15 protein-coding genes are annotated in these 15,611 nt (G+C 66.5%); 2 read left to right on the top strand and 13 right to left on the bottom strand.

Annotated features, from left to right (window positions below; translation table 11 throughout):
• Positions 1–148 precede the first annotated feature (148 nt).
• From ACNI65_RS03150 to ACNI65_RS03125, 6 genes are all read right to left on the bottom strand, one after another.
• On the bottom strand, positions 149–883 hold the full coding sequence (locus ACNI65_RS03150; protein ID WP_416761133.1) for an amino acid ABC transporter ATP-binding protein: 735 nt from the start codon (positions 881–883) through the stop codon (positions 149–151).
• Between the two features lie 10 nt (positions 884–893).
• Entirely contained in the window at positions 894–1,574 is a 681-nt protein-coding gene (locus tag ACNI65_RS03145) for an amino acid ABC transporter permease (protein ID WP_416761131.1), read from the bottom strand.
• A 1-nt stretch (position 1,575) separates the two neighbouring features.
• Positions 1,576–2,310 (bottom strand): ABC transporter permease subunit, encoded by a 735-nt coding sequence (locus ACNI65_RS03140; RefSeq protein WP_416761129.1) that lies wholly within the window; start codon positions 2,308–2,310, stop codon positions 1,576–1,578.
• 122 nt (positions 2,311–2,432) lie between these two features.
• A complete protein-coding gene (locus ACNI65_RS03135; protein WP_416761127.1) occupies positions 2,433–3,326 on the bottom strand; it encodes an amino acid ABC transporter substrate-binding protein in 894 nt (297 codons plus the stop codon).
• Between the two features lie 152 nt (positions 3,327–3,478).
• Complete coding sequence (locus ACNI65_RS03130) at positions 3,479–4,408, bottom strand: LysR substrate-binding domain-containing protein (protein WP_416761126.1); 930 nt, start codon at positions 4,406–4,408, stop codon at positions 3,479–3,481.
• Positions 4,409–4,419: 11 nt separating this feature from the next.
• Positions 4,420–6,315: an ABCB family ABC transporter ATP-binding protein/permease gene (locus tag ACNI65_RS03125; RefSeq protein ID WP_416761125.1), complete on the bottom strand. Its 1,896-nt coding sequence runs from the start codon at positions 6,313–6,315 to the stop codon at positions 4,420–4,422.
• Between the two features lie 203 nt (positions 6,316–6,518).
• Here ACNI65_RS03125 and ACNI65_RS03120 point away from each other — a divergent pair, with 203 nt between their 5' ends.
• Together ACNI65_RS03120 and ACNI65_RS03115 are read left to right on the top strand one after the other, a co-directional pair.
• Positions 6,519–6,875, top strand: a complete 357-nt coding sequence (locus ACNI65_RS03120) for an acyl-CoA thioesterase (RefSeq protein WP_343638855.1) — start codon at positions 6,519–6,521, stop codon at positions 6,873–6,875.
• A gap of 122 nt (positions 6,876–6,997) precedes the next feature.
• The gene (locus tag ACNI65_RS03115) at positions 6,998–8,338 is read left to right on the top strand and encodes a dicarboxylate/amino acid:cation symporter (RefSeq protein WP_416761123.1); all 1,341 of its coding nucleotides are present in this window, start codon (positions 6,998–7,000) and stop codon (positions 8,336–8,338) included.
• A gap of 67 nt (positions 8,339–8,405) precedes the next feature.
• Here the strand turns inward: ACNI65_RS03115 and ACNI65_RS03110 are convergent, their stop codons facing one another.
• From ACNI65_RS03110 to ACNI65_RS03080, 7 genes are all read right to left on the bottom strand, one after another.
• Positions 8,406–9,113 carry a hypothetical protein gene (locus tag ACNI65_RS03110; RefSeq protein ID WP_416761122.1) on the bottom strand — a complete coding sequence of 236 codons (708 nt, stop codon included), beginning with the start codon at positions 9,111–9,113 and terminating at the stop codon, positions 8,406–8,408.
• Positions 9,110–9,364: a hypothetical protein gene (locus tag ACNI65_RS03105; protein ID WP_416761121.1), complete on the bottom strand. Its 255-nt coding sequence runs from the start codon at positions 9,362–9,364 to the stop codon at positions 9,110–9,112. The genes ACNI65_RS03110 and ACNI65_RS03105 overlap by 4 nt, the downstream gene beginning before the upstream one ends.
• A 254-nt stretch (positions 9,365–9,618) precedes the next feature.
• The gene (locus ACNI65_RS03100; RefSeq protein WP_416761119.1) at positions 9,619–10,380 is read right to left on the bottom strand and encodes an enoyl-CoA hydratase; all 762 of its coding nucleotides are present in this window, start codon (positions 10,378–10,380) and stop codon (positions 9,619–9,621) included.
• A gap of 34 nt (positions 10,381–10,414) precedes the next feature.
• Positions 10,415–11,278, bottom strand: a complete 864-nt coding sequence (locus ACNI65_RS03095) for an alpha/beta fold hydrolase (protein ID WP_416761118.1) — start codon at positions 11,276–11,278, stop codon at positions 10,415–10,417.
• A 105-nt stretch (positions 11,279–11,383) separates the two neighbouring features.
• Positions 11,384–12,598 carry an acetyl-CoA C-acyltransferase gene (locus ACNI65_RS03090; RefSeq protein ID WP_416761116.1) on the bottom strand — a complete coding sequence of 405 codons (1,215 nt, stop codon included), beginning with the start codon at positions 12,596–12,598 and terminating at the stop codon, positions 11,384–11,386.
• A 26-nt stretch (positions 12,599–12,624) separates the two neighbouring features.
• Entirely contained in the window at positions 12,625–15,033 is a 2,409-nt protein-coding gene (locus tag ACNI65_RS03085) for a 3-hydroxyacyl-CoA dehydrogenase/enoyl-CoA hydratase family protein (RefSeq protein WP_416761114.1), read from the bottom strand.
• Between the two features lie 54 nt (positions 15,034–15,087).
• Positions 15,088–15,543, bottom strand: coding sequence for a DUF2147 domain-containing protein (locus tag ACNI65_RS03080; protein ID WP_416761113.1), 456 nt, complete (start codon positions 15,541–15,543; stop codon positions 15,088–15,090).
• Positions 15,544–15,611 lie beyond the last annotated feature (68 nt).

Here is a 15,611-nt window from a genome sequence, read left to right as displayed (position 1 = left end):
ATTCCACCGTCGGCCGTCTCTGACCTGAACCAGGAGTCTTTCGCCCATCGATGCCGTGGCCAAGTGACAGCCCCACTGGAATCAGGAGCGCAGAAAGCAAAAGGCCCGCACCTTCCGGGGCGGGCCTTCGCGCGAAGCGGATCGCGGATCAGTGCTGCAGGATCTTCGCCAGGAAGTCCTTGGCGCGCGGCGAGCGCTCCTCGGGCTTGCCGAAGAAGTCATCCTTGGAGCAGTCCTCGACGATCTTGCCGGCGTCCATGAAGATCACGCGGTTGCTGACCTTCTTGGCAAAGCCCATCTCGTGCGTCACGCACATCATGGTCATGCCCTCGTTGGCCAGCTGCACCATCACGTCCAGCACCTCGCCCACCATCTCCGGGTCCAGCGCCGAGGTCGGCTCGTCGAACAGCATCACGATCGGGTCCATCGACAGCGCCCGGGCGATCGCCACGCGCTGCTGCTGACCGCCCGAGAGCTGGCCCGGGAACTTGTCCTTGTGCGCCATCAGGCCCACGCGCTCCAGCATCTTCAGGCCGCGCGTCTTGGCGTCCGCCATGTTGCGGCCCAGCACCTTGACCTGCGCCAGCGTCAGGTTCTCCGTCACCGACAGGTGCGGGAACAGCTCGAAGTGCTGGAACACCATGCCCACGCGCGAGCGCAGCTTGGGCAGGTTGGTCTTCGGATTCGTCAGGCTCGTGCCGTCCACGACGATGTCACCGGCCTGGATCGGCTCCAGCGCGTTGACCGTCTTGATCAGCGTGGACTTGCCCGAACCCGACGGGCCGCACACCACCACCACCTCGCCCTTCTGGATGTTGGTGGAGCAATCGGTCAGCACCTGGAACGGGCCGTACCACTTGGAGACGTTCTTGATTTCGATCATGGGACGGACCTCAGCGAATGATGGCGATCTTCTTCTGCAGCCGGCGGACCAGCATGGACAGGCTGAAGCAGATCACGAGGTAGACAAGGGCCGCGACCAGGTAGGTCTCCATCGGCCGGTTGAAGTTGGAGCCGGCGGACACGAAGCCCTTCAGCAGGTCATAGGCGCCGATCGCGTAGACCAGCGAGGTGTCCTGGAACAGCACGATCGTCTGCGTCAGCAGCACCGGCAGCATGTTGCGGAAGGCCTGCGGCAGCACCACCAGACCCATGGTCTGCTTGTAGTTCATGCCCAGCGCGTACCCCGCGAAGACCTGGCCCTTGGACACCGACTGGATGCCCGCGCGCATGATCTCCGAGTAGTACGTCGCCTCGAACAGCGTGAAGGTGATCAGCGCGGTGGTCTCGGGCGCGAAGTTGCTCCAGCCCAGCGCGCCGGTGGCGAACGGCAGCAGCAGGTAGAACCACAGGATCACCATCACCAGCGGGATGGAGCGCAGCGTGTCGACGTAGATCGCCGCGGGCTTCTCCAGCCACCACTTGCCCGACAGCCGCATCAGCGCCAGCAGCGTGCCCAGCACGATGCCGCCGACCATGGCCGAGAAGGTCAGCTGCAGCGAGAACCACAGACCCTTGGAGACGAAGGAGACGAGGACGTCCCAGGTCAGGAACGAGAAATCGAGTTGGGTCATGTCACTTCGCCCCCAGGATGCCGGGCACGCGCACGTACCACTCGATCACCTTGGCGACGCGGTTGATCGCGTAGGCCGAGACGAAATACAGGATCGTCACCGGCAGGAAGATCTGCACGAAGCTCGATTGCTCCGAGGCCTGCAGCGAGAACTGCGCCAGGTCGGGAATGCTCACCGCGAAGGCCACGGCGGAGTTCTTCACGATGTTCATGCTCTCGCTGGTCAGCGGCGGAATGACGATGCGGAAGGCCATCGGCAGCAGCACGTAGCGGTAGGTCTGCGGCAGCGTCATGCCCAGCGCCTGACCGGCGTAGCGCTGGCCCTTGGGCAGCGTCAGGATGCCGGCCTTGACCTGCTCGGCCACGCGCGCCGAGGTGAACAGGCCGATGGCGATCACCACCAGCACGCTCGGCGGAAGGTCCAGCACCGGGAACAGGCGCGGGATCACGTGGTACCAGACGAAGAGCTGCACGATCAGCGGGATGTTGCGGAACAGCTCCGTCCACGCCTCCCCGAGCAGCGCCAGCTTCTTGTTGGGCGCCGTGCGCAGCACGCCGATCAGCGAGCCCGCGACCAGCGCCACCAGCAGGCCCAGGATCGAGACGAACATCGTCCAGCCCCAGCCGCGCATCATCGCGTCCAGGTAAGTGTCATAACCGGGGGCGCCGAAACACTTCGGCGCGACCTCCGCGGTCACCATGTCTGTGCAGTACAACTGCCAATCCCAGCTCGCCATGGCGTGCTCCATCCATCAATGCGAAGGGCCGCCCACAAACGCTGCTGCGGCCCTTCCAGATCATTCACGACCCCTCTGCGACAAGGCGCCCCGCGGGGCGCCTTGCGCTCAGGAAACCGTGCTTACTTCTTGGCGTATTCCTCGACGGGCTTGTCGTTCGGATTCGCCCAGGCGTCCTTGGTCGCCGCGGTGGCCGGCAGGCCGACCTTGGTGTTGGTCGGCGGGATCGGCTGCGTGAACCACTTGTCGTACAGCTTGGCGATCTCGCCCGACTTCATCATGGCCTTGATGCTGTCGTCCACGGTCTTCTTGAAGGCCGGGTCGTCCTTGCGGATCATGATCGCGATCGGCTCGACCGACAGCACTTCGCCGACGATCTTGAAGCCCGCCGGGTTGCGCGACTTGGCGATGTTGCCGGCCAGGATCTGACCGTCCATCACGAAGGCGTCGGCACGGCCTGACTCCAGCAGCAGGAAGCTGTCGGCGTGGTCCTTGCCCAGCACTTCCTTGAAGTCCACGCCGTTGGCGCGCTCGTGCTTGCGCAGCAGCTGCACGGAGGTCGTGCCGGTGGTCGTCGCGACGGTCTTGCCGTTGAGCTGGCCGATCGAGGTGATGCCCGAATCAGCCTTCACGGCGATGCGCACTTCCTCGACGTAGGTCGTGACGGCGAAGGCCACGTCCTTGGCGCGGGTCATGTTGTTGGTGGTGGAGCCGCACTCGATGTCCACGGTGCCGTTCTGCACCAGCGGCACGCGGTTCTGCGAGGTCACCGGCAGGTACTTGATGTCCAGCTTGGACAGGCCCAGCTGCTTCTGGACATCGGCCAGCACGCGCTGGCAGATCTCGACGTGGTAACCCACGTACTTGCCGTCGCCCAGCGTGTACGACAGCGCGCCCGAGGACTCGCGCACGCCCATGGTCACGCTGCCCGTGTCCTTGATCTTCTTCAGCGTGTCGGCTTGCGCCACGCCAACCAACGCTGCGCCAAGGGCCAGGACTAGCAATGCCTTCTTCATAGATGCTCCTGCTTGTTCGGATTCAAAAAGCGGATTCGCGGGGAAGTTCGGACGGTGATCGTCCAACCCGCAAAGCAGACCATGAGCGGCCACTTTGCTGGGTAGGGAGTATCACGCATCTCGAGGTGTTGCATGGCTTACATATGCAGGTTTCATGCCCGCTCGTTCGCCACGTGAGTCAGGAAGTTCCACAGCGCCTGGGCGACCGGTTTGACGCGGCGGGCCGAGCCCTGGCGCTCGCGGTACATGCGCAGCTCCATGTCGAGCTCGTACTGGCCGGGTTCAGCCGCGCGCACGAGGCGCCGGGCCTTGACTTCCTTCTTCACCGAGCTCGCAGGAAGGAAGGCCAGGCCGTGGCCTTCCAGCGCCATCGCCTTGAGGCTCTCGGCCATGTCGGTCTCGAACACCGATTCGAGGTTGAGCGGCTGGGCGGCGCCCTTGACGATGAGCTCCACCAGACGTCCGAGGTAGGCGCCCGAGGCGTAGCTCAGGAAGGGGATCTTCTGGCCGGGGTGTCCGGAAATCCGGAACATCGGCGCGCCGCTTGTGTCAGCTTTCGCATAGGCGGCCAGCGTCTCGTGGCCCAGCGACACCGTCTCGTAGCGCTCGGGATCCAGTTGCAACGGCTGGCTCGGGTGGTGGTAGACGACGAGCAGGTCGCAGTTGCCCTCGCTCAGCTGCAGCGTCGCGTCATGGACGTTGAGCGCGTTGAGCCGGCACTTCACCTCGCCGAAGCGCTGGCGCAGCTCCATCAGCCAATGCGGGAAGAAGCTGAACGACAGCGAGTGCGGGACCGCGAACTCGATCATGTCCTGCCCGGCGGACTGGTGGCTGCGCAGCATGTTGCGCGTGGCCTGCAGGTTGCCCAGCAGGTCGACCGCCTGGCCGAGCAAGGTCTCGCCGGCCGCGGTGAGACGCGTCGGATAGGACGAACGGTCGACGAGGTCGACCCCGGCCCAGGCCTCGAGCGCCTGGATGCGGCGTGAGAACGCCGGCTGCGTGACATGGCGCAGTTGCGCCGACCGGGAGAAGCTGCGCGTCTCCGCCAGGCTCACGAAGTCTTCAAGCCATTTGGTTTCCACGGCGCGGGAGTTTAGCCGCGCGGTGCCTCGTCCGCCTCGGCGACCGCGTCCTGCCCCTCCTGGCGGTGCTGTTGCAGCGCCCACATCTGCGCGTAGCGGCCGCGTTGCGCGAGCAGCGTCGCATGCGTGCCGCGCTCGACGATGACGCCCTGCTCCATCACCAGGATCTCGTGCGCGTCGACGATCGTCGAGAGCCGGTGCGCGATGACCAGCACGGTCTTGTCGCGCGCAGCGGCCTCGAGCTCGGCCTGGATGGCGCGCTCGTTGCGCGAGTCCAGCGCGGAGGTGGCCTCGTCGAAGATCAGGATCGGCGGATCCTTGAGCAGCGTGCGGGCGATCGCCACGCGCTGCTTCTCGCCGCCGGAGAGCTTGAGCCCGCGCTCGCCCACCATCGTCTGGTAGCCCTGGGGCAGCGCCTGGATGAAGTCGTGGATGTGCGCGGCCCGGGCGGCGGCCTCGATGTCGGCGGTGCTCGCCTCGGGCCGGCCGTAGGCGATGTTGTAGGCGATCGTGTCGTTGAACAGCACCGTGTCCTGCGGAACGATGCCGATGGCGCGGCGCACGCTGTGCTGCGTGACCTCGGCCAGCGACTGGCCGTCGATGGTGATGCGGCCGGACTGCGCGTCGTAGAAGCGGTAGAGCAGCCGCGCCAGCGTGCTCTTGCCCGAGCCGCTCGGGCCGACGACGGCGACCTTCTTCCCGGCGGGGATCTCCAGGCTGACGCCCTTGAGGATGGGGCGTTGCGGCTCGTAGGCGAAGTGGACGTCGTCGAAACGCACGGCCGCGCCAGCGACGCGCAGCGCGACAGCGCCGGGCGCGTCGGCGATCTCGCGCTCGCGGGCGAGCAGCCCGAACATCTTCTCCAGGTCGGTGAGGCTCTGCTTGATCTCGCGGTAGATCACGCCGAGGAAGTTCAGCGGGATGTAGAGCTGGATCATGAACGCGTTGATCATGACCAGGTCGCCCAGGCTCATGTGGCCGTTGACCACGCCCTGCGTCGCGCGCCAGAGCATCGCCACGAGCGCCACCGCGATGATCACCTGCTGGCCGCTGTTGAGCAGCGACAGCGTGGTCTGCGACTTGAGCTGCGCGCGGCGCAGCCGCTCCAGGCTCTGGTCGTAGCGGGCGGCCTCGAAGTCCTCGTTGTTGAAGTACTTCACCGTCTCGTAGTTCAGCAGCGAGTCGATGGCCTTGCTGTGCGCGTGCGAGTCGAGCTCGTTGAGCAGCTTGCGGAACTTCGTGCGCCACTCGGTGACGACGATGGTGAAGGCGATGTAGAAGACCAGCGCGGCGCCGGTGATCCAGGCGAAGAGCACGTCGAACTTCACCGCCAGCAGGCTGAGCACGAGCACCACTTCCACCAGCGTCGGGAAGATGCTGTACAGCGAGTACGAGATCAGCGCGTGCACGGCGCGGGTGCCGCGCTCGATGTCGCGGGTCATGCCGCCGGTCTGGCGCTCGAGGTGGAAGCGCAGGCTGAGGTCGTGCAGGTGGCGGAAGACCTGCAGCGAGATGCTGCGCGACGCGCCCTCGGTGGCCTTGGCGAAGATCAGCTCGCGGGCCTCGGTGAACAGCGAGGTGCACAGGCGCAGCAGCCCGTAGGCGACGAGCAGGCCGATGGGCACGACCATCAGCGCCTGCGCGCTGCCTGCGGGGATGTCCAGGCGGTCCACGAGCTGCTTGAGCAGCACCGGCACGCTGACGTTGGCCAGCTTGGCGCCGACCATGAACGCCAGCGCGATGCCCACGCGCCAGCGGTAGCGCCAGAAATAGGGCAGCAGCCGGCCGATGGTGTGCCAGTCACCGCGAACCTCAGGGGGCGCGGGTGTCGACGATGCCGTCGAGGAAGACGTCGAGGAAGACGTGGGGGAAGGCGCGGCGGTGCCGGCGAACGTGGAGCGGCGCATGGAGCGGATGGTGGGCGGAGGGCGTCGTCAGGTGGCGTCTGGCGACCGCGTGCTGGCGGAGGCGGGACCTGCTGGACGACAATGCCGGCCATTGTCACCGTTTGCCGATCATGAGCGACTCCACCGTGCCGAATGCCCCCTCCCTCGCCGCCCCCGTGGTGCCGCAGCTCTCGCCCGAGACCATCGGTCCGCGGGAGCTCGTGATGCGCGTGATGCCGATGCCCGCGGATGCCAACGGCAACGGCGACATCTTCGGCGGCTGGATCATGGCGCAGGTCGACCTGGCCGGGTCGGTGCTGCCGGCGCGGATCTCGCGCGGCCGGATCGCCACGGTGGCGGTGAACGAGTTCATCTTCAAGCAGCCGGTGTCGGTGGGCGACCTGCTGAGCTTCTACGCGCAGGTCACGCGCATCGGGCGCACGTCGATCACGGTCCATGTCGAGGTCTTCGCCGAGCGCAACCCGGCCAACCCGCATGTCGTCAAGGTCACCGAGGCCAACCTGACCTACGTGGCGATCGACCGCGAGGGCAAGTCCAGAGTGTTCGGCCAGCAACCCTGACAAGGGTTTGTACGTAGATCCCGCATCGCTGAAAAAACCTCGGGTGGGATACTGCCCGGCCTGGGTGTTCAGCCACGCCGGTGACGGCGCCTGCGGTTCGCCCACAACCGGAGCCGAATCCCATGCTGTCCCCTTCCGCCTCCGCCACGCCGGCTGTCGCCGTGCCGTGGTATCGCCACCTGTACCTGCAAGTGATCATCGCGATCGCGATCGGCATCACGCTGGGGTACTTCGAGCCGCAATTCGCCGTCAAGCTGCAGCCGCTGGGTGATGCCTTCATCAAGCTGGTCAAGATGATCATCGCGCCGGTGATCTTCCTGACCATCGTGACGGGCATTGCCAGCATGACGCAGCTCAGCGCGGTGGGCCGCGTGTTCGGCAAGGCGATGGCGTACTTCCTGTTCTTCTCCACGCTGGCGCTGATCGTCGGCCTGGTGGTGGCCAACGTCGTGCAGCCGGGTGCGGGCATGAACGTCAACGTGGCGGACCTGGACCAGAAGGAAGTGCACCGCTACGTCGAGAAGACGCATGACCTGACGCTGGTCAGCTTCCTGATGGACGTGATCCCGAAGTCGCTGATCGGCGCGCTGGCGGACGGCAACATCCTGCAGACGCTGTTCGTGGCGGTGCTGTTCGGCATCGCGCTGGCGCTGACGGGCGACCGCGGCAAGCCGGTGCTGCATTTCTTCGAAGCGCTGACGGCACCGGTGTTCCGGATGGTCCACATCTTGATGAAGGCCGCCCCGATCGGCGCGCTGGGCGCAATGGCGTTCACGATCGGCAAGTATGGGCTGGCCTCGCTGCTCAACCTGGGGATGCTGGTGGGCAGCTTCTATGTGACCTCGCTGCTGTTCGTGCTGGTGATCCTGGGGATCGTGGCCAAGCTGTGCGGGTTCTCGATCCTGAAGCTGATCCGCTATCTGAAGGCGGAGCTGCTGCTGGTGCTGGGCACCTCGTCGTCGGAGTCGGCGCTGCCGTCGCTGATGGAGAAGATGGAGAAGGCCGGCTGCAAGAAGACGGTGGTGGGGCTGGTGGTGCCGACGGGGTATTCGTTCAACCTGGACGGGACCAATATCTACATGACGCTGGCGGCGCTGTTCATCGCGCAGGCGACGAACACCGAGCTGACGCTGAGCCATCAGATCACGCTGCTGCTGGTGGCGATGCTGAGCTCCAAGGGCGCGGCAGGCGTGACGGGCGCGGGCTTCATCACGCTGGCGGCGACGCTGTCGGTGGTGCCGGAAGTGCCGGTGGCGGGCATGGCGCTGATCCTGGGCGTGGACCGATTCATGTCCGAGTGCCGTTCGCTGACGAACTTCGTGGGCAACGCGGTGGCGACGATCGTGGTGTCGAAGTGGGAGAACGCGCTGGACCATGACGCGCTGGACCTGGCGCTGTCGGGCAAGACGGTGGATCCCGACGACCTGCCGGTGCGCATGGCCGGACCGGCCGAGACGGCGTGAGCGAGCGCATCGCATGAATGACAACGGGCGCCGAGGCGCCCGTTGTTGCTTCTGGGCGGCTGAGCCGTCATCGCGGCGCCAGCACGCGCGGTTTGCTTGCGGTGCGCGCCTTGATCGCCTCAGACATCGCCCGATCGGCGTCCGCGAGCTCTCGCTCATTCAGCAGCGCTGATCCGATGCGGCGAGGAAGGAACCATCCCACGACGCAACTCGGATCGCGAAGCGCCAACTGGATGTGAGATCCGGTGCGAAAGTCGGTGCCATCGCGGATCGGCTGTCCCTGATGAAAGGACGCCCGCACCAGTTCGTGAGGCTGTTCGCCCTGGCGCTCGCGGGTCTCATGGCCAATGTTGAACACCGCGCAGTCCAAGGCACGCAGCAGCTTGACATCGTCAGCGCCTGCACCGGCGTCGTTGACAGGCATGCAACGGCCAGCCATCTGTCGCGTGGCCTGCAGCGCTGAGAAGGCCGACTGGTACTCGCGTCGACCTTCGATGGTCGTCATGTCCCAGCACCTCGAGATACCGAGGACGACCCCCACCACGGTGGGGTTGACGATCGGCTTGGCGGACAGGAAACGCCGTGGATGGTCACGCACCGATTCCGCGAACCTCAAGGCCCTGTCCGGGTCGCCTTCAAAGAGATACACGCCCTTGCCGAGCCAGTCGTAGCCATTGGACGACGGTCGCAACCCGTCCAGCTGCCCCCGCACCAGCCTGTCCCTCACGGTGATATCGCAGCCGTGATAAGCGAGGATGATCTGGCCCGGGGTCATTGATACTCCGGCATCAGATTGCCGTCCCGGTCGAAGATGCCGGCCTTCACGGCGCATTCAAAGGCTTCTTCCGGCGTCAGGGTCGTATGGACTGGCGCTCGCAGTGCGTCGAAGTTGCCCGCCTTGTGAGCCCAACTCGGCCTTTCGCCCGCCACGTTCCGCTTGGCCTTGCGTTCAAGCTCCCTGCACTGGTCGCACAACACTCGCCGCTTGCGCGGCTTCACGCGCTTTCCATTCCGCTTCTTGCTCATCGCAACTCACTCCAACACGTTGAGGAGTCCCGATGATTCGCCGATGCGGGTCACGAACCAATCGCACGTTGCCATGCAATCGCCGCCCATGCTGACTTGGCCAAGTCGGCCCACTCCCGTGAATATGGGTTTCCGTTCGACGACCCTTCAGCGCGCCGCGCTGAAAGGTGGAAGAGCAGGAAAGCCAGAAAGCAGAAAGGGCGCCCATGGGCGCCCTTCCGGTCGACGACTCGCGGCGCACCGCGAGCGCGGCATCAGAACTTCGAGAAGTCCGGCTGGCGCTTCTGGAAGAAGGCCTGGAAGGCTTCCATCGCCTCGGGGCTGCGCAGGCGCGCGCCGAAGATCTCGGCCTCGGCCTGGATCGTCGCCAGCAGCGTCTCCTTGGTCGAACGGCGCATCAGCTGCTTGCTCTCGCGCACCGCGCTCGGGGGCAGCTTGTTGAAGCGCTCGGCCACGCGGCGCGCGTGCGCCACGACCTCGCCCGCGGGCAGCACCGCGTTGGCCAGGCCGCATTCCACCGCCTGCTCGCCGGTGAACGGGTCGCCCAGCAGGATCTTCTCGGCCGCGCGGCGCGGGCCCATCAGCTGCGGGACCAGCAGGCTGGAGCCGAACTCGGGCACCAGGCCCAGGCTCACGAACGGCATCGCCAGGCGCGCGTCGTCGGCCACGTAGACGAAGTCGCAATGCAGCAGCAGCGTCGTGCCGATGCCGATCGCCGCGCCGTTCACCGCCGCCACGATGGGCTTGTCGCAGTTGATCATCGCGCGCATGAACTGGAACACCGGGGCGTCCTCATCCCGCGGCGGGCTGCCCATGAAGTCCTCGATGTCGTTGCCCGACGTGAAGATCTGCGGCTGGCCCTGGATCAGCACCGCGCGCACGCTGTTCTCGGTGTTGGCCGCGACCAGCGCGTCCGCCATCTCCTGGTACATCGCGCGGGTCAGCGCGTTCTTCTTCTCCGGCCGTGCGATCTCGATGGTCAGCACGCCGTTGACGTTGGCGGTCTTGATGCTCATGGAGCACTCTCCTCGTTCGAATGAATGACCGCGATCATGCCAGCCACGTGCTGACCTGCGGCCAGAGACTGGTCTGGAAACGATCGCGGAAGAAACCGAAATGGCCGATGCGGCGCTCGCCGATGTCCTTGGGCGCGATGCGCCGCATCTCGGGCCGCGCGCCGGCGTAGAAGCCGTGCAGCGACTCGGTGTTGCGACGCGACATGAACTCGTCGTCGGTGAACGCCAGCGACAGCATCGGCACCGTCAGCGACGCGTACTGCGCGCGCAGCGCCTGGCCGCCCTCGCCCATCATGTACTCGCGGTCCAGGCACCAGCGTCGCCATTGCGCCATCACGCCGCGCGGCAGGTCGCCGACCTTGCGCAGCTTGCGGCCCGGGAAGTAGCCGAACAGCGGCAGCGCCAGCGGCACGACCACGTACCAGAGCCACCACACGTAGCGGCGCAGGCCGATGGAGTTCTCGCGCCAGTAGCCGCTGCCGCAGCCCACGGTGACGGCGCGCGTGACGCGCGAGCGGTTGGGCAGCAGGCCCAGGATCTGGCCGCCCAGGCTGTGGCCCAGCCAGTGAATTTCACGCTGCGGCCCGCCGTGCTCGCCGAGCAGGCGGTCCAGGTGCGCGAGCGCCGCGGCGGCGTCGCGTTCGGCCCAGGTGTGGATGTCGGCGTCGAGGCCGCGCAGCGAGCGCTTCATCGCGTCGGGACGCGAGGCGCCCATGCCGCGGTAGTCGAAGCTCATGACAAGCCAGCCCTGCGCCGCCATCCAGCGCGCGAAGGCCGCGTAGTAGCGCTGCTCCACGCCCATCGCCGGAGCGATCAGCAGGCCCGCTTTCGCGCTCGCCGGGTCCCCGTAGAGATGTCCCTGAAGCTCGAAACCGTCGTCCGCTCGGAAACTGATCATCACGGTCTCCCCGGCTCATCCCGCGGGAGCGCTAGCGCACTGCCCCCGCCTCTGGCCCTCACCCCTGCCCTCTCCCGCAAGCGGGAGAGGGGGTTCATCGAGCGCTTACAGCCTTTCGATGATGCCGGCCGCGCCTTGACCGGCGCCGACGCACATGGTCACCATGCCGTACTTGCCGCCGGTGCGACGCAGGCCGTGGATCACGGACGCGGCGCGGATCGCGCCGGTCGCGCCCAGCGGGTGGCCCAGGGCGATCGCGCCGCCGTTGGGGTTCACCTTCGAGCGGTCCAGCACGATGCCCTTGCTGTCCAGGTCATTCAGCACGGCCAGCGACTGCGCCGCGAACGCCTCGTTCAGCTCGACCCAGCCCAGGTCCTCGGCCTTGATGCCGGCCAGCTTCAGCGCGGCCGGGATCGCCTCGATCGGGCCGATGCCCATGATCTCCGGCGGCACGCCGCGCACGGCGAACGACACGAAACGCGCCAGCGGCGTCAGGCCGAAACGCTTCACCGCCGCTTCCGACGCCACGATCAGCGCGCCCGCGCCGTCCGAGGTCTGCGAGCTGTTGCCCGCCGTGACGCTGCCCTTGGCGGCGAACACCGGCTTGAGCTTGGCCAGGCCCTCCATCGACGTGTCCTTGCGCGGACCTTCGTCGATGTCGACCGTGCGCGACTTGACGATCACGCCGTCGCCGTTCAGATCCGGTTGACGGTCCTTCAGCTCGAACGGGGTGATCTCGTCCTTGAAGAAACCGCCTTCGATCGCGGCCAGCGCGCGGCGATGCGATTCGAGCGCGAACTCGTCCTGCGCCTGACGCGAGACCTTCCACTTCTCGGCGACCTTCTCGGCCGTCAGGCCCATGCCGTAGGCCAGGCCGATGTTCTCGTCGCGCTCGAAGATCGCGGGCGGGAACGACGGCTTGTTGCCGCCCATCGGCACCATCGACATCGACTCGACGCCGCCGGCGATCATCACCTCGGACTCGCCGACGCGGATGCGGTCCGCGGCCATCGCCAGGGCGGTGATGCCCGAGGCGCAGTAGCGGTTGACCGTCACGCCGCCGACCGTGTTCGGCAGGCCCGACAGGACCGCCGCCACGCGGGCGATGTTCATGCCCTGCTCACCTTCCGGGAACGAGCAGCCGATGATGGCGTCCTCGATCACCGACGGATCCAGACCCGGGACCTGGGCCATCGCGGCCTGGATCACGCGGGACAGCATCTCGTCCGGACGGGTGTTCTTGAAGTAGCCTCGGCCCGACTTGCCGATCGGCAGACGGGTGGCGGCGCAGATGTAGGCGTCTTGAACTTGCTTGCTCATGATGTGTTCCTTGTGTGCCGCTCGGATCAGTTGCGCACCGGCTTGCCGGTCTGCAGCATGCCCATGATCCGTTCCTGGGTCTTCGGGTGCTCCAGCAGCGAGCAGAAGTGCTTGCGCTCCAGCGACATCAGGTATTCCTCGGTCACCAGCGAGCCGGCTTCGACTTCGCCGCCGCAGACCACGTCCGCGATCAGCGAGGCCAGGTGGAAGTCGTGCGCGCTGATGAAGCCGCCGTCACGCATGTTGGCCAGCGAGGACTTCACCGTGGCGATGCCCGAACGGCCCGCCACCGGGAACTTGGCCTTCAGCGGCGCGCGATAGCCGGAATCCGCCATCGCCTTGGCCTGCGCCGTGGCGACGAACAGCAGCTCGTCCTTGTTGGGGACGATCACGTCGCTGTCCAGCAGGTAGCCCAGCTTCTGCGCTTCCAGCGCGGAGGTCGCCACCTTGGCCATCGCGGCGTTGGTGAAACCGTCCTTCAGGAACGCGAAGATGTCCGCGTTGGCGTTGCCGGCCGAGGCCATCTCCGCCGCGCGGCGCGCGATGTAGGTCAGGCCGCCGCCGCCCGGGATCAGGCCGACGCCCACTTCCACCAGGCCGACATAGGACTCCATGTGCGCGACACGGCGCGCGCAGTGCACGGCCAGCTCGCAGCCACCGCCCAGCGCCAGGCCGCGCATCGCGGCGACGACCGGCACGCTGGCGTAACGCACGCGCAGCATCATGTCCTGCAGCTTCTTCTCTTCCGGAGCGATGCCCTTGGCGCCCTTGGTCATGAAGACCGGCATCAGCGCTTCCAGGTTGGCACCGGCGGAGAACACGTCGTCCGGCGACCAGATCACCAGGCCCTTGTACTTGGCCTCGGCGATCTCGACCGCCTTCAGCAGACCCTCGGTCACCGTCGGGCTGATCAGGTGCAGCTTGGCGTTGATCGAGGCGATCAGCACTTCGCCGTCCAGCGACCAGACGCGGACTTCCTCGTTCTTGAACTCCTCGGTGCCGGCCTTCAGCGGCTCGACCGCGCCCTCGCCGACCAGCGACTCGGGGAAGGCCTGGCGCTCATACACCGGCAGCTTGGCGCGCGGCTTGAACTTGCCTTCCGCGGCACTCCACGAGCCGTCCTTCGAATGCACGCCGCCGTTGTCGGCGACCGGGCCCTCGAAGACCCACTTGGGCAGCGGCGCGCTCGACAGCGTCTTGCCGGCGTCGATGTCGGCCTGGACCCACTCGGCGACCTGCTTCCAGCCGGCGGCTTGCCACAGCTCGAAGGGACCCTGCTGCGAGCCGAAGCCCCAGCGCATCGCGAAGTCGATCTCGCGCGCGGTGTCGGCCACGGTGTCCAGGTGCACGGCCACGTACTGGAACGAGTCGCGCAGGATGGACCACAGGAACTGCGCCTGCGGGTTGGTCGATTCCTTCAGCAGCTTGATGCGGTCGGCGGCCGGCTTCTTGAGCATGCGCGCGACGATCTCATCGGCCTTGCCGCCGCCGGCGACGTACTCGCCCTCTTGACCAAGTTTCTCGAAGTCCAGCCGCAGGATGTCCTTGCCGACCTTCTTGTAGAAACCGGCGCCGGCCTTCTGGCCCAGCGCGCCCTTCTCGATCAGACCGGCCAGCACCTTGGGCGTGGCGTAGGTCGAGTAGAACGGGTCGTCCTTCAGGTTGTCCTGCATCGTCTTGACGACGTGCGCCATCGTGTCCAGGCCCACCACGTCCGCGGTGCGGAAGGTGCCCGACGAGGCGCGGCCCAGCTTCTTGCCGGTCAGGTCGTCGACGACGTCCACGGACAGGCCGAACTTCTCGGCCTCGATCATCGTGGCCATCATGCCGGCGATGCCGACGCGGTTGGCGACGAAGTTGGGCGTGTCATTGGCGCGCACGACGCCCTTGCCCACGGCGGAGGTCACGAAGCTCTCGAGCTGGTCGATGACCTCGGGGTTGGTCGTGGGCGTGTTGATCAGCTCGACCAGGTACATGTACCGGGGCGGGTTGAAGAAGTGGATGCCGCAGAAGCGCGGCTTGATCGACTCCGGCAGGACTTCCGACAGCTTGGTGATCGACAGGCCCGAGGTGTTGGACGCCACGATCGCGTGCGGCGCGACGAACGGCGCGATCTTCGTGTACAGGTCCAGCTTCCAGTCCATGCGCTCGGCGATGGCCTCGATGATCAGGTCGCAGTCCTTGAGCAGCTCGAGGTGCTCTTCATAGTTGGCCTGCTGGATCAGCGCGGCGTTCTCGGGCACGCCCAGCGGCGCGGGCTTGAGCTTCTTCAGGCCGTCGACGGCTCGGGTGACGATGCCGTTCTTCGAGCCTTCCTTGGCAGGCAGGTCGAACAGCACGACCGGCACCTTCACGTTGACCAGATGGGCGGCGATCTGCGCGCCCATCACGCCGGCGCCGAGCACGGCGACCTTGCGAACTTGGAATCGACTCATGGTTTCTCCAATGAACATCACGCGGATGTAGGGATGTAGTGCGGGCGTCGGGGATTACTCGACGCGGATCCAGGTCTGGGTGCGGCCCAGCAGCGGCATGCCGACGAAACCGCGGACCTCGAGCTTCCTGCCGCCGTCCACCGGGCGCAGGCGCACGCGGTAGACCTTGCCGTTGGCCGGATCGAGGATGTCGCCACCGTCCCAGAGCTCGGCATCATTGCCGCTCTTCTTGACGTTGCGAAGAATGGTCAGGCCCAGGATGGGCTGGCCCTTGCGATCGTCGACGCACTCGTCGCACTTGGCGGTCTGCTTGGCGGGATCGGTGATCTTCTCGATCTTGCCGGTGAGCACGCCGCCGACCTCGCTGATGCGCACCGTGGAGCGCTCCTGCTTGGTCTCGTCGTCGATCGTCTTCCACACGCCGACAGGCGTGGTGGCCGTCTGCGCGAGCGCGAGGTTGGCGGACAGTCCGAGGCCCAGGGCGACGGCGGTGGCGAACAGCGGTTTCATCGTGTCTCTCTCCGGTTTCTTGTGGGGACGCTGGAACGGCAGGGGGAACGCGGGCGCCCCGCTCGAGG

It is taken from the genome of Roseateles sp. So40a, assembly GCF_048081605.1.
Lineage (GTDB): Bacteria > Pseudomonadota > Gammaproteobacteria > Burkholderiales > Burkholderiaceae_C > Roseateles.
Note: the sequence above shows the minus strand (reverse complement) of the source record. Positions and strands in the feature narration are given on the sequence as shown.

Bases quoted from the DNA above. Each gene is read 5' to 3' on its own strand.
- ACNI65_RS03125 (WP_416761125.1), bottom strand. From the start codon at position 6,315: ATGCGCCGCTCCACGTTCGCCGGCACCGCCGCGCCTTCCCCCACGTCT.
- ACNI65_RS03090 (WP_416761116.1), bottom strand. From the start codon at position 12,598: ATGAGCAAGCAAGTTCAAGACGCCTACATCTGCGCCGCCACCCGTCTG.
- ACNI65_RS03080 (WP_416761113.1), bottom strand. From the start codon at position 15,543: ATGAAACCGCTGTTCGCCACCGCCGTCGCCCTGGGCCTCGGACTGTCC.
- ACNI65_RS03145 (WP_416761131.1), bottom strand. From the start codon at position 1,574: ATGACCCAACTCGATTTCTCGTTCCTGACCTGGGACGTCCTCGTCTCC.
- ACNI65_RS03105 (WP_416761121.1), bottom strand. From the start codon at position 9,364: ATGAGCAAGAAGCGGAATGGAAAGCGCGTGAAGCCGCGCAAGCGGCGA.
- ACNI65_RS03100 (WP_416761119.1), bottom strand. From the start codon at position 10,380: ATGAGCATCAAGACCGCCAACGTCAACGGCGTGCTGACCATCGAGATC.
- ACNI65_RS03115 (WP_416761123.1), top strand. From the start codon at position 6,998: ATGCTGTCCCCTTCCGCCTCCGCCACGCCGGCTGTCGCCGTGCCGTGG.
- ACNI65_RS03085 (WP_416761114.1), bottom strand. From the start codon at position 15,033: ATGAGTCGATTCCAAGTTCGCAAGGTCGCCGTGCTCGGCGCCGGCGTG.
- ACNI65_RS03095 (WP_416761118.1), bottom strand. From the start codon at position 11,278: ATGATCAGTTTCCGAGCGGACGACGGTTTCGAGCTTCAGGGACATCTC.
- ACNI65_RS03135 (WP_416761127.1), bottom strand. From the start codon at position 3,326: ATGAAGAAGGCATTGCTAGTCCTGGCCCTTGGCGCAGCGTTGGTTGGC.
- ACNI65_RS03110 (WP_416761122.1), bottom strand. From the start codon at position 9,113: ATGACCCCGGGCCAGATCATCCTCGCTTATCACGGCTGCGATATCACC.
- ACNI65_RS03150 (WP_416761133.1), bottom strand. From the start codon at position 883: ATGATCGAAATCAAGAACGTCTCCAAGTGGTACGGCCCGTTCCAGGTG.
- ACNI65_RS03120 (WP_343638855.1), top strand. From the start codon at position 6,519: ATGCGCGTGATGCCGATGCCCGCGGATGCCAACGGCAACGGCGACATC.
- ACNI65_RS03140 (WP_416761129.1), bottom strand. From the start codon at position 2,310: ATGGCGAGCTGGGATTGGCAGTTGTACTGCACAGACATGGTGACCGCG.